The 12,418-nt window shown below is 64.8% G+C and carries 9 protein-coding genes; 5 read left to right on the forward strand and 4 right to left on the reverse strand.

The window, feature by feature from the left end; translation table 11 throughout:
* Nucleotides 1-60 precede the first annotated feature (60 nt).
* Together RX330_RS02270 and RX330_RS02275 are read left to right on the forward strand one after the other, a co-directional pair.
* Entirely contained in the window at nt 61-780 is a 720-nt protein-coding gene (locus RX330_RS02270) for a ribonuclease activity regulator RraA (protein WP_317241933.1), read from the forward strand.
* Nucleotides 781-853: 73 nt separating this feature from the next.
* On the forward strand, nt 854-1,945 hold the full coding sequence (locus RX330_RS02275) for an SMP-30/gluconolactonase/LRE family protein (RefSeq protein ID WP_212088958.1): 1,092 nt from the start codon (nt 854-856) through the stop codon (nt 1,943-1,945).
* 209 nt (nt 1,946-2,154) lie between these two features.
* Here the strand turns inward: RX330_RS02275 and RX330_RS02280 are convergent, their stop codons facing one another.
* Complete coding sequence (locus tag RX330_RS02280; protein WP_317241934.1) at nt 2,155-4,260, reverse strand: S9 family peptidase; 2,106 nt, start codon at nt 4,258-4,260, stop codon at nt 2,155-2,157.
* A gap of 101 nt (nt 4,261-4,361) precedes the next feature.
* Between RX330_RS02280 and RX330_RS02285 the strand changes: the two genes are divergently transcribed.
* Nucleotides 4,362-5,837 (forward strand): MBOAT family O-acyltransferase, encoded by a 1,476-nt coding sequence (locus tag RX330_RS02285; protein ID WP_317241935.1) that lies wholly within the window; start codon nt 4,362-4,364, stop codon nt 5,835-5,837.
* Nucleotides 5,837-6,940, forward strand: a complete 1,104-nt coding sequence (locus RX330_RS02290; protein WP_317241936.1) for a hypothetical protein — start codon at nt 5,837-5,839, stop codon at nt 6,938-6,940. Before RX330_RS02285 ends, RX330_RS02290 begins: the two co-directional genes overlap by 1 nt.
* 239 nt (nt 6,941-7,179) lie before the next feature.
* On the opposite strand, the gene RX330_RS02295 is transcribed toward RX330_RS02290, so the two are convergent.
* The 3 genes from RX330_RS02295 to RX330_RS02305 form a co-directional block, all read right to left on the reverse strand.
* Nucleotides 7,180-8,367 carry a pyridoxal-phosphate-dependent aminotransferase family protein gene (locus tag RX330_RS02295; RefSeq protein WP_212088963.1) on the reverse strand — a complete coding sequence of 396 codons (1,188 nt, stop codon included), beginning with the start codon at nt 8,365-8,367 and terminating at the stop codon, nt 7,180-7,182.
* A 100-nt stretch (nt 8,368-8,467) separates the two neighbouring features.
* Nucleotides 8,468-9,208, reverse strand: a complete 741-nt coding sequence (locus RX330_RS02300; RefSeq protein ID WP_317241937.1) for a thermonuclease family protein — start codon at nt 9,206-9,208, stop codon at nt 8,468-8,470.
* A gap of 166 nt (nt 9,209-9,374) precedes the next feature.
* Nucleotides 9,375-11,105 carry a hypothetical protein gene (locus tag RX330_RS02305; RefSeq protein WP_317241938.1) on the reverse strand — a complete coding sequence of 577 codons (1,731 nt, stop codon included), beginning with the start codon at nt 11,103-11,105 and terminating at the stop codon, nt 9,375-9,377.
* Nucleotides 11,106-11,535: 430 nt separating this feature from the next.
* Here RX330_RS02305 and RX330_RS02310 point away from each other — a divergent pair, with 430 nt between their 5' ends.
* On the forward strand, nt 11,536-12,384 hold the full coding sequence (locus RX330_RS02310) for a caspase domain-containing protein (RefSeq protein ID WP_317241939.1): 849 nt from the start codon (nt 11,536-11,538) through the stop codon (nt 12,382-12,384).
* Nucleotides 12,385-12,418 lie beyond the last annotated feature (34 nt).

The raw sequence follows: 12,418 nt of genomic DNA on the forward strand, positions 1-12,418 counted from the left end.
CCTGATGGATTCCGGGTTCGCGCTAGGCGCGCCCCGGAAAGACGACAGAGAGAGCCCACGATGACAAAACTCAGCGAAGCCACCCGCACCAAACTCAAATCCGTCTCCACCGCCACGGTGGCCACCGCGCTCTTCAAGCGCGGCCTGCGCGTCCAGATGATCCAGGACGTGCATCCCGTCGGTCCCGGCCAGCCGACCATGGTCGGCGAGGCCTTCACGCTGCGCTACATGCCGGCGCGTGAGGATCTCAACACCATCGACGTGTTCAAGGACCGCTCGCATCCGCAGCGCAAGGCGGTCGAGGATTGCCCGCCGGGCGCCGTGCTGGTGATGGACAGCCGCAAGGACGCGCGCGCGGCCTCGGCCGGTGCGATCCTGGTGACGCGGCTGATGAAGCGCGGCGTCGCCGGCGTCGTCACCGACGGCGGCTTTCGCGATTCCGCCGAGATCGCCAGGCTCGGCATCCCCGCCTATCATCATCGTCCCAGCGCACCGACGAATCTCACGCTCCACCAGGCGATCGAGATCAACGTGCCGATCGGCTGCGGCGATGCGCCGGTGTTTCCCGGCGACGTCATCCTCGGCGATGCCGACGGCGTCATCGTGATCCCCGCGCATCTCGCCGACGAGATCGCCAACGAAACCTTCGAGATGACTGCGTTCGAGGATTTCGTCACGGAAGAAGTCGGCAAGGGCCGCGGCATCTTTGGTCTCTATCCCGCGACCGATCCGCAGACGCTGACCGACTTTGCCGAATGGCGGAAGAAGAACGGCCGCTAAGGCCGAGAGCAGATCGATCAAGACACAGGCCGGCCGTCAAGTGCCGGCCTTTTATCGAGCAGGGAGGACTTTCATGAATTTCACGCGACGCAACCTCATGGCCGGTGCCGGCGCGGCAATGGCATCGACGCTTCTCGCCCGCGCCGCCGGCGCGCAATCGTTCCCGTTCACGCCGAACCAGCGCTATCCCGATCCCGCCGTCCAGATCCTCGATCCCAGTTTCACAAAGTATCGGATCTATTCCTCGAGCCTCGAGCAGGTCGCAACCGGCTTCCGCTGGGCCGAAGGCCCGGCCTATTTTCCCGAGGGCGGCTATCTCCTGTTCTCCGACATCCCCAACAACCGGATCATGAAGTTCGACGAGAAGACCGGGCAGACCAGCGTGTTCCGCGCCAACGCCAATTACGCCAACGGCAATGCCAGGGATCGCCAGGGCCGTCTCGTCACCTGCGAGCACTCCGTCACCCGTCGCATCACCCGCACCGAGAAGGACGGCAAGATCACCGTGCTCGCCGACAGGTTCGAGGGCAAGCGGCTGAACGCGCCGAACGACATCGTGGTGAAGTCCGACGACAGCATCTGGTTCACCGATCCGCTGTTCGGCATCAATGGCGAGTGGGAAGGCAAGAAGGAGAAGGCCGAGCAGGCCACCACCAACGTCTATCGCCTTGCCAAGGACGGCAAGATCAGCGCGGTCCTCACCGACCTCGTCAATCCCAATGGCCTTGCCTTCTCGCCCGACGAGAAGAAGCTCTATGTCGTCGAGTGGAAGGGCACGCCCAACCGCAGCATCTGGAGCTACAACATCGGAGACGACGGCTCGCTCAGCGGCAAGACCAAGCTGATCGACGCCGCCGACCAGGGCTCGCTCGACGGCTTTCGCGTTGATCGCGATGGCAATATCTGGTGCGGCTGGGGCTCCAACGGCGCGCTGCAATCCGAGCCCAGCGATGTCGGCGGCCGCAAGGTGTTCCAGCTCAAGGCCAGGCCCGAGGATCTCGACGGCGTCATGGTGTTCAATCCGGAAGGCAAGCCGCTCGCCTTCATCAAGCTGCCGGAACGCTGCGCCAATCTCTGCTTCGGCGGCCCCAAGAACAACCGGCTCTACATGGCCAGCAGCCACTCGGTGTATGCGCTGTACGTGGAGGCGCACGGGGCGGTGTGAGGTCGTCGCGCGCCCCACTTGCGATGTCATCCCGGACAAGCGGAGCGCTGATCCGGGATCCATAACCACAGGGAGCAATTTGGCGAAGGCTTGGAGTTAAGAAGCGTTCGCCGGTGCTAAAACCTACACGTCACCGACACATCACGCGGTATGGGTCCCTGCGTTCGCAGGGACGACACCGGAAGGTGTTGCTACAGCGGGGGCTATCGCTACACCCCCGCCTCCGCCATTCCCGCCGCCCACAGCGCGAACGCATAGACGATCGCGACTTCATCGAGCCGGTCGAACCGGCCCGAGGCGCCACCGTGGCCGGCGCCCATGTTGGTGCGGAGGAGAACCGGGCCGCCGCCGCTCATGGTGGCACGCAGGCGCGCGATCCATTTGGCGGGCTCCCAATAGGTGACGCGTGGATCGGTCAAGCCGCCCATCGCCAGGATCGCCGGATAGTCCTTCGCGGCGACATTGTCGTAGGGCGAGTAGGACAGGATCGTTCGAAAATCCTTCTCGCTCTCGATCGGGTTGCCCCATTCCGGCCATTCCGGCGGCGTCAGCGGCAGCGTGTCGTCGAGCATGGTGTTGAGCACGTCGACGAACGGAACCTCGGCGACGATGCCGGCGAACAATTCGCCGGCGCGGTTGGCGACCGCGCCCATCAGCATGCCGCCGGCCGAGCCGCCATGGCCGACGATGCGCCTGGCGCTGGTATATTTCGCGTCGATCAGCGCACGCGCGCTGGCTGAGAAATCGTCGAACGAATTCGTCTTCTTCTCGCGCTTGCCGTCGAGATACCAGCCCCAGCCCTTGTCGGCGCCGCCGCGGATATGGGCGATGGCGTAGACGAAGCCGCGATCGACCAGCGACAGGCGGTTGGCGCTGAACGAAGCCGGCATCGCCATGCCGTAGGAGCCGTAGCCGTAGAGCAGCAGCGGCGCCGAGCCGTCGAGTTTCAGCCCGCGGCGATGGAGGATCGACACCGGCACCTCGGCGCCGTCATGCGCCCTCGCCATGATGCGCGTGGTGACGTAGTCGGCCGCATCGTGCCCGGACGGGATCTCCTGGCGCTTGCGCAAGGTGCGCGTGCGCTTGACCATGTCGTAGTCGTAGACTTCCGACGGTGTCGTCATCGACGAATAGGAAAAGCGCAGGTTCGTCGTCTCGAATTCGTAGGAGCCCATCGTGTCCAGCGAATAGGCGGCCTCGTCGAAGGCGATGGCGTGCTCGTCCTTCGTCGCGAGGTCGCGGATCACGATCGACGGCAGCGCATTGGCGCGCTCCAGCCGCACCAGATGGCCGGCATAGAGATCGAGGTCGATGATGTAGATGCCGGGACGATACGGGATCAAGTCGCGCCAGTTGCTGCGCTCCGGCGAAGAAAGGGGCGCGGTGACGATCTTGAAGTCGATGGCATCATCGGCATTGGTGAGGATGAAGAGCTCGTCGCCACGGTCCGCCAGCGAATATTGCACGCCTTCCTCGCGCGCCGCGACCAGCCGCGGAGGGGCCTCGGGATTTGCGAGATCGATCAGCCGCTGCTCGCTCGTCTCGTGATCGCCGCCCGCGATCACACAGAAGCGGCCGCTCGTGCTCTCGTGCAGATGGGTGAACCAGCCGGAATCCTGCTCCTCGTAGACGAGCGCGTCGTCGGCCTGCCTGGTGCCGAGCCTGTGCCGCCACACCTGCATCGGGCGGTGGTTGTCGTCAAGCTTCACATAGAAGAAGCTCTTGCAATCCGCGGCCCAGACCATGCCGCCGTCGGTCTCCTCGACGAGATCGTCGAAGTCCTTGCCCGTGGCCCAATCGCGGACGCGGATCGAAAAATACTCGGAGCCCTTGGTATCGGCGCTCCAGGCCTGCAGCTTGTGATCGTGCGAGTGACGGCTGCCGCCGAACTTGAAATATTTGTGGTCTTTTGCGAGCGCGTCGCCGTCGAGCACGATATCGCCGTCGCCGCCCTGGCGCGGCATGCGGCCGAACAGCTCGTGCTGCCCGCCCTCGCGAAACCTGCGGAAATAGGCGAAGGGGCCGTCGGGCGAGGGGACGCTGGAATCGTCCTCCTTGATCCGCCCGCGCATCTCCCGCACCAGCGTCTTCTGCAGGCTGGCGGTATGGCCGAGCAGGCTTTCGGTGTAGACGTTCTCTTCATCCAGATATTTGCGGATGTCGGGATCGAGCACCGCAGGGTCGCGCAGCACCTCCTGCCATTTCGCGTCCTTCAACCAGGCATAGTCGTCGGTCACGGTGATGCCGTGCCGCGTGAAGGAATGCGGCCGGCGCGGGGCGACGGGGGGCTGGGAAGGTGTTTTGGCTTGGGTCACTCGATCCTCATTCGACGGCGTGATCGCCCTTATATCGTCCTGATTCCGCGAATTGCCAGCGCGCTCCGCGCCAGCCGCCGGGTTGTTGACCGGCCCCTTGTATGCTTTACGGACCATATTCCCGCCGCCGGTCCAGCCTGATGCTGTTCAACTCCTACCCGTTCATCCTGCTGTTCCTGCCGGCCGTGCTGGCCGGCTATTTCTGGTTCGGGCGGCGCAGCAACCTGACGCCGGTGGTCTGGCTCGCGCTGGCCTCGCTCGCCTTCTACGCCATCGGCAGCTGGCAATTCCTGCCCCTGCTGCTGATCTCGATCGCCTTCAACTTCGGGGTCGGCCATCTCCTCATCGTGGCCGAGCTCGCCCCCATGCGGCGAAAAGCGGCGCTCGCTTTTGGCGTCATCGGCGACCTCCTCGTCCTCGGGATATTCAAATATGCCGGCTTCGTGACCGAGAACGTCAATGCGCTGGCCGGCACGCATCTCGCGGTCCAAATCCTGTTGCCGGTCGGCGTCTCCTTCTACACCTTCACGCAGATCGCGTTTCTGGTGGACGCGTATCGCGGCCAGGTCGCAGCCTACGCGCTGCCGCATTACGCGCTGTTCGTGACCTACTTTCCGCATCTGATCGCAGGCCCCATCCTCCACCACAAGGACATGATCCCGCAATTCGAGCGGGAGGAAACGAAGCGCCCGGACGCCCATCTCATTCTGTGCGGCGTCATCATCTTCGCCATCGGCCTGTTCAAGAAGACCTGCCTCGCCGACGGCATCCAGCCGCTGGTCGCGCTTGCCTTCGAGGCGCGCTCGCCGAGCTTCGACCAGGCCTGGCTGGGTGCGCTCGCCTACACGTTCCAGCTCTATTTCGACTTCTCCGGCTATTCCGACATGGCGATCGGCATCTCGCTGATGTTCGGCATCTTCCTGCCCGTGAACTTCAACTCGCCCTACAAGGCGACAAACATCGTCGAGTTCTGGCGGCGCTGGCACATGACGCTGTCGCAATTCCTGCGCGACTATCTCTACATCCCGCTCGGGGGCAACAGGCGCGGCCGCGTGCTGCGCTACGTCAACCTGATGATCACGATGCTGCTCGGCGGGCTCTGGCATGGCGCGGCCTGGACTTTCGTCATTTGGGGCGCGCTGCACGGCGCCTATCTCTGCATCAATCACGCCTTCAACGCGCTGGTGCCTGCGATTCCATCTGGTCTTGCGCGCCCGGCCCGCATCGCCGGAGCAGCGCTGACGTTCCTGGCCGTCGTCGTCGCCTGGGTGTTCTTCCGCGCCGAGAGCGTCACCTGGGCGCTGCGCGTGCTCCAGGCCATGGCCGATCCCTCGCATATCGTGTTCGGCCGCGAGGAGATCGCGGCGCTGGTGCTGGTCTCCATCTACGCGGCTCTGGTGTGGCTAGCGCCGAACACGCAAGCGCTCATGGGATATGATCACGGCAATCGCAGGGTCGGCGAGGCGTTGCGGGCGGGGCGCATGCGGCCGCTGGTCCTCTACGCGGCATCGCTGGTGCTCGCATTCGGCCTGCTCGGCATCCAGAGCCACAGCGAATTCATCTACTTCCGGTTCTGATGCAGGGCTCGTTCACACAGTTGAGACGCCTTCTGCTCGCCAGCGCCGCTTGCGTGCTGGGCGCGGCCCTGCTCACCTACGTCGTCGATCCCCTGCAATTGTTTCGCCCCTCGCGTTCCGCCCTCTACTCCGAGGACACGCGCGTGCAGAATGCCGGGCTGATCCGCAGCCAGTCGTTCGACACCGCGTTCATGGGCACCTCGCTCGCGATCCATTTCCGCCAGAGCGACATCGATCGCGCGCTTGGTGTGCACTCGCTCAAGCTGGCGATGACCGGCTCGAATTCGCGCCAGCAGGGTTTTGTGCTGGAGCAGGCCATCGACCGCGGCGCAAAGCGGGTGATCTGGGCGATGGACGATTTCAGCTTTGCCGATGCCGCCGACATCGAGGCCGATCCCTATCTGTCCGTCGATCTCTATCGGGGGACAGCGAAGGGGATCGCCGCCTATCTGTTCAGCGCGGCGATGGCGAAGGAATCCCTGTTCGCGTTGCTGCGCTCCGTCCCGCCGCTGCAAGGGCCGCTGACGCGCGTGGCGCCTTATCTTCCCGTCAAGTTTGCGCTGTCCGATGTCGACGACATCTATGCGCTGCCTGGGGATTTCGACGTTGCCGGCGGCTACAACGCCAAGCGGACGCTCGCCGCCTTCACCTACATCACCGCTCCCACGCGCAGCCGATTTCTCGGCGAAGGCTATGATTACGAGGCCATGGTGCGGCATTTCGAGCGCGATGCCGTCGGCCTGATCACGCGCCATCCGGACGTGACCTTCGACATCTACTTCCCGCCCTATTCGATCCTGCAATTCGTCGCGATGCGCGACGCATCACCCGAGACGCTGAAGATCGTCACCGGCCTCACGGCACGCATTGCGCAGCGACTGACGCAGCTTCCCAACGTGCGCCTGCATGACTTCCGCGCGATCAAGGCGGTGACGCATAATCTCGATAATTACGGCGACGTCATCCACCACTCGCCCGTGATCGATGCGATGGTGCTGCAGTGGCTGGCGAGCGGGGAATACCGGGTCGATCCGAAGGCGCCGACTGCACCCCTGGACGAGCTGAAGGCGCAGGTGGAGGCGTATCGCGTGCCACAACCCTAGCCAAACACGCCGCCGTCATCCCGGACAAGCGCGCCTCGAGCGCGCGCAGATCCGGGATCCATAACCACAGGGAGGAGTTTGGCGAAGATCCGAAGTTAAGAGTCTTCTGTACTCGCGCTGTGCCTTATCGACAGATCACGCGGTATGGGTCCCGGATCTGCGCTCCACGCCGACAACGCTGCGCGTTGCCAGCGCTCCGCTTGTCCGGGACGACAGCGGTGTTCGTAGTGGCGTCTTAGTTACGCCGCCACCTCGTCCCCGAGATACGCCACGGCTGCTTCCAGCCCGCCCTTGCCGTGCGGGATCTTCAGCGCATTCAATCCCACCTCGATCACCCCGAGCGTGCCGAGCAGCATCGGCGCATTGACGTGGCCCATATGGGCGATGCGGAACGCCTGTCCCGAGAGGTCGCCGATGCCGGTGCCGAGCACGACGCCGCACTTGTCCTTGCAATAGCGTTGCAGCACCGCGGGGTCGTGGCCGTTGCTCATGGTCACCGTGGTCACGGTGTTGGAGCGCTCGCTGGCTTCCGCGACGTTGAAGCCGAGCACCTGGCCTTCCGACCATGCGGCAACGGCGCGGCGCGTGGCTTCGCCGAGCAGGCTGTGGCGGCGGAAGGCGTTCTCCAGGCCTTCCTCGTGCAGCATGTCGATCGCCTGGCGCAGCGCGAACAACAGATGCACCGGCGCGGTGCCGGCATATTTGCGATAATTCTCGGTGCCCTCGCGTTCGCTCCAGCTCCAATAGGGCGTCGACATGTTGGCCTTCTTCTGCGCCTCGAGCGCGCGCGCATTGGCGGCAACGAAGCCGAGGCCCGGGGGCGTCATCAGGCCCTTCTGCGAGCCGGACATCGCGACGTCGATGCCCCATTTGTCCATCTCGAACGGCATGCAGCCGAGCGAGGCCACGGTGTCGACCATGTACAGCGCGGGATGGCCGGCCGCCTTGATCGCCTTGCCGATCGCCTCGATGTCGTTCTGCACGCCCGAGGCGGTGTCGACCTGGACGACGACGACGGCCTTGATGGTGTGCTCCTTGTCGCGGCGCAGGCGCTCCTCGACTTCGTGCGGCCGCACCGCGCGGCGCCAGTCGCCCTTGAGCACCTCGACCTCGGCGCCCATCAGCGCTGCCGCATTGCCCCAGCCGATCGCGAACCTGCCGCTCTCCAGCACCAGCACCTTGTCGCCGCGCGACAGCACGTTGCTGAGCGCCGCTTCCCAGGCGCCGTGACCGTTGGCGATGTAGATGTAGGACTTGCCCTTGGTGGCAAACAGCTTCGAGATGTCGCCGAGCAGGCTTTCGGTCAGATCGAGCATCTGCTTGGAATAGATGTCGATCGCCGGACGGTGCATCGCCCGCAGCACCTCGTCGGGCATGTTGGTGGGCCCGGGGATGGCCAGAAATTCCCGGCCCGCGCGAACGGTCATTGCTGTCAGTCCTTGTGTCGTGGAGGCGGTCGAAGGTTGATGATCTGTGTTTCTACGCGTTGGAGGCGCTCAGGAAAAGCACGGAAAACGCAGGTCAGGGTTATCGTTTGGTCTCACGGCAGCCGGCGGCTTCGGCCTCCTCGACCGAGCAGAACCAGCGGGTGCCCTTGCTGATCTTCATCTTGATCTGGGTGTACCAGCGGCTGGTCGGCTGGTGGAAGATGCACTCGCCGGCGCTGTTGACGTTGCCTTTGATGGTGCAATCCGGGGAGGGCGCGACCGGCCCCGAGGCCGAGGCGAGCAGCACCTTGTGCGCCCCCTCGGGTGGCTTGGTCGCGCCGAGGATGACGGTCTTCTTGTTGCGGACGCGCCAGTCCCAGGGCGCGATGAAGGCGCCCTGCCACATCCCGGCTTTTGCCTCGCGCGCCGCTTTCTCGTCCGCATCGTAGTCGTGGGACATGCGGGTGTAGGCCAGCGCCCAGCCGCTGCGCACCAGCCATTTCTGGATGTCCTCGCCACCGACCTCGCAGCGCGCCACGGTGCGGCCGCGCCGGTCGATTGATCGCGCGTGGCAGACCCAGCTCTTGCCGTCCGTGTATTTGGCGAGCTCGTCGCGTGCCGCGACGCCGCAGGTCCAGCGCTCGATCTTGGTGTTGAGGCAGAGCTGGTCGATTGCGGGCGCGTCGATGCCGCCGAGCCGGATGCGCGTGTTGCCGATCACGACGGCATCGCCAGCGCGGACTTTTGCAATGCCGGTGATGTCGGCGGCCGCAGCCAGCGAGGGCAGGGCGAGCCAAGATGAGCCGAGCAGAGACAGCGCAATCAGGAATTTTCGCAACATGCCGGTCCGCGTGGGATGAAAATCTCGATAGACCGCGCAATTGTGGTCGGCTTTTGTCCGCCCGGCCAGCGCCTGCCTGACGGATGAGCTTTCAACTTCCCGTCATTGCCGGGCGAGTGGCGAATAGGGAGTACCGCATAGGGCGCCCCGCACCATTCGCCATTCGCTACTCGTCATTCACCATTCGCCTCCGCGCCACCGCCAGGCCCATCAGCACGAATGCCGACGTCACCTCCGGCCCGCCCACCAGGATCCGCGTGGGCGTCTTCATCTTGTTCCACTCATAGGCGCGGAACGGGCCGCGGCGGCCGCCTTCGCCGAGGTTTGCGACGATCACGTTCAGCGCCGGTGCGAAGGCGCGCGGGTCGGCGCCGAGATGGCCGAGCGCGATCAGCGCCAGCGCCGCGTCGAACACGTTCATCTCAGCGGCCATCAGCTCGTCCTTGACGTAGGACAGCACGCGATGGCGGATGAAGTCGAAATCGCCGGCGGGATCGATCGCGGCCTGCGCCGCCAGCGGCAACGTCAGGAAGGCCGCATAGCATCGGCCGAAATAGGCGCTGTAGAGCTCCGGCAGGTAATAGATGTGCGAGCGCGGATTGGCGAAGGCGCCGCTCGCGGCCAGCCGCTTCTGGAAACCGATGATGCGATGCACCGTCGCGAGCCGCGACGGTGTCTCCAACACTTTCCAGCGTGCCAGATTGCGAAAGCTCACCTCGAGAATGTCGAGATTGAGCGTCGGATCGAGATCGTTGCCGTAGGGACGCTCGCCCTTGAGGTTGTCGATCCAGGTCGCGACCCCGCCCTCATAGTCGATATTGTCGTTCAGCGGCACGGTCACGCGGGGTTCGTTGACGCCGGCGTGCACTTGATAGCCGGAATAGAAGTCGAGCAGCGGCTGGTCGATGATCGCGTCGAGGCAGCCGGCCTGCGTCGCGGCCGAGATCGAGCACGCCGTGGTGTCGCAGTCCGGCACGTAAATGCCGAAGCCGAGATCCTGCTTGATCTGCGCGAAGAATCGCGAGAAGCGGGGATGCGGCGCCGGCGCCAGCGCGGTGATGACGTTGAAGCGCGTCCCGTCGATGCCCTCGACCTCCTCGCGGCTGATGTTGACGCAAAAATCCACCATGTCGGCGATGGCGCGCTCGGCCGCGATCTTGTCGGACGCCGAGGCGAGCCCGGTCTCGCCATAGTTCAGCAGCGCCTCGATGAAGAACGCGTCGTAATAGGCCGAGCGGTGCCGGATCTGCACCGGCTCCCACATCGGCTCGGCGACCCCGCGCCAGGGCGGATTGACCACGGCCCCGGCCGGCGATCGCGCGATGAAGACGCGGGCGAGGTTGAACAGCAGCGAGGAATTCTTGTAGCCGCGGGCGTTGAGGCCCGTGAGCGCCATGATCAGCTCGCGGCCGCGAAAATCCGGATCGCCGATCAGGTTGAAGGCGGCATACGTCGGCAGGAAGCCGTTCTTGCGATACGAGCCGAGCAGGTGCTGGGCACAGTCGCGGATCACGCCGTCGATCTGCGCTTGCGGCGGCGCCGAGCCCGTGAACATCGCCGGCGGCGGCTTCGGATGGTCGAGCGCGATGCTGTCGACGAGGTCGGCGACCGGCTGGCCGACCGCCGCCCAGTCGGGCTCGGCCTCGTCGCGGGCGCGAACCAGCGCCTCGCGCAGCGGCGTCAGCCTGGCCTCGTCGCGCAGCTCGGGCAGCCCGGCCCGCCGCAGCAATACCCGCAGCGCGGGATTGCCGAGCGCAGTCTTGTAGAATTTGGCCAGATGCGGATCGCCGCCGGCTGTCGCCGATAATACGGGATCGCAGACGTCGTAAAGCGAGGGGCCGTCCTTCGGCGCCAGCAGCGCCCGGCAGGCGGCGCCGGCGAAATAATGAAAGTTCATGAAGTACCTGGTCGCGGGACTCTGGCGGGGGTTGGCCGGGGGCCGGCCATCGCGCTCCCAACCACGCGCCACCCCCTGCAAGTCGTTGAAAAGGCTACCCGGATTCGCAGGAAATACAAATGTGATGAACGTCACGGAAAAACGCGGCACGAAGGCTGCATGATTGGACCCCGAAAGGGCCCGCAGGAGCACAAAATGCACAAAACTGGGCGAGGGAATTAACGAACAGCATCAGTAACTTAGGTCAAATTTTGGGAATCTGTTGCCGGGCGCACTATATCCGGTTAAAGGTTTGTTTGGTGCGGCGCCGCAAATTGCGCGCAATTCGGGGGCACATCCCCGGCCAATCCCTCAAACCTAAAGACGCTATCGCGCTACTCAAACAGTGTGCGCGCGCTTGGCTGGTCTTTGGCACAGGAAACGAACCGAGATGAATGTAAAGCAGCTCGACCTTTCCAGACGCACGATCGCGCTGGCCGCGGCCCTCATCGGCACGGTCTCGCTGGTGATCGGCGCCCATGCTGCTCTCAACATGCGCGCGATCGATGCCGCCAAGGCGGTCTCGACCGACCAGGTCACGGGTTCGATCGCCCAGACCTCCCGCCTCGCGCTCGTCATCGGCAACGGACACTATCCAGACGCCAGCGCGCCGCTGACGCAGTCGATCAACGACGCCCGCGCGCTGTCCTCGTCCCTGCGCAAGGACGGCTTTGACGTCGACATGGTGGAAGACGCGACCCGGGATGACATGGTCCGCGCCGTCAACCGCCTGAAGTCGCGGATCAAGCGCGATACCGTCGTCATGCTGTTCTTCGGCGGCTACGGCGTGCAGGCCGGCCGCCAGAGCTACATGCTGCCGGTCGATGCCGTGATCTGGAAGGAAAGCGACGTCCGCCGCCAGGGCGTCTCGATCGATGGCGTGCTCGACATGATGAAGGAGCAGGGCGCCAAGGCCAAGCTCGTCGTCGTCGACGCCTCCCGCCGCAATCCCTATGAGCGCCGCTTCCGCTCCTACAGCCACGGCCTCGCGCCGATCAGCGCGTCCGACAATGCCCTGATCCTCACCTCGGCCTCGCCCGGCAAGGTCGTCGACGACGGCAAGGGCGAGCACAGCGTGCTGGTCAGCGAGTTCCTCAACAACCTCAACGCCCGGGGCAGCGCCGAGGGCGTCTTCAACAAGACCCGCCTCGCCATCTCCCGCGCCAGCGAAGGCGACCAGGTCCCGACGGTCTCCTCCTCGCTGCTCGAAGACGTCCAATTCGGCGAAGCCGGCGGCTAGTTTTTTCTTTGGATCTTGCGACGTCTCGTGCCCC

Origin of the sequence: Bradyrhizobium sp. NDS-1 (assembly GCF_032918005.1) — a bacterium.
In the GTDB taxonomy this organism is placed as follows: Bacteria; Pseudomonadota; Alphaproteobacteria; order Rhizobiales; family Xanthobacteraceae; genus Bradyrhizobium; species Bradyrhizobium tunisiense.

Coding starts and splice junctions, on each gene's coding strand:
- RX330_RS02300 (WP_317241937.1), bottom strand. CDS start 9,208: ATGTTGCGAAAATTCCTGATTGCGCTGTCTCTGCTCGGCTCATCTTGG.
- RX330_RS02295 (WP_212088963.1), bottom strand. CDS start 8,367: ATGACCGTTCGCGCGGGCCGGGAATTTCTGGCCATCCCCGGGCCCACC.
- RX330_RS02310 (WP_317241939.1), top strand. CDS start 11,536: ATGAATGTAAAGCAGCTCGACCTTTCCAGACGCACGATCGCGCTGGCC.
- RX330_RS02290 (WP_317241936.1), top strand. CDS start 5,837: ATGCAGGGCTCGTTCACACAGTTGAGACGCCTTCTGCTCGCCAGCGCC.
- RX330_RS02275 (WP_212088958.1), top strand. CDS start 854: ATGAATTTCACGCGACGCAACCTCATGGCCGGTGCCGGCGCGGCAATG.
- RX330_RS02285 (WP_317241935.1), top strand. CDS start 4,362: ATGCTTTACGGACCATATTCCCGCCGCCGGTCCAGCCTGATGCTGTTC.
- RX330_RS02270 (WP_317241933.1), top strand. CDS start 61: ATGACAAAACTCAGCGAAGCCACCCGCACCAAACTCAAATCCGTCTCC.
- RX330_RS02305 (WP_317241938.1), bottom strand. CDS start 11,105: ATGAACTTTCATTATTTCGCCGGCGCCGCCTGCCGGGCGCTGCTGGCG.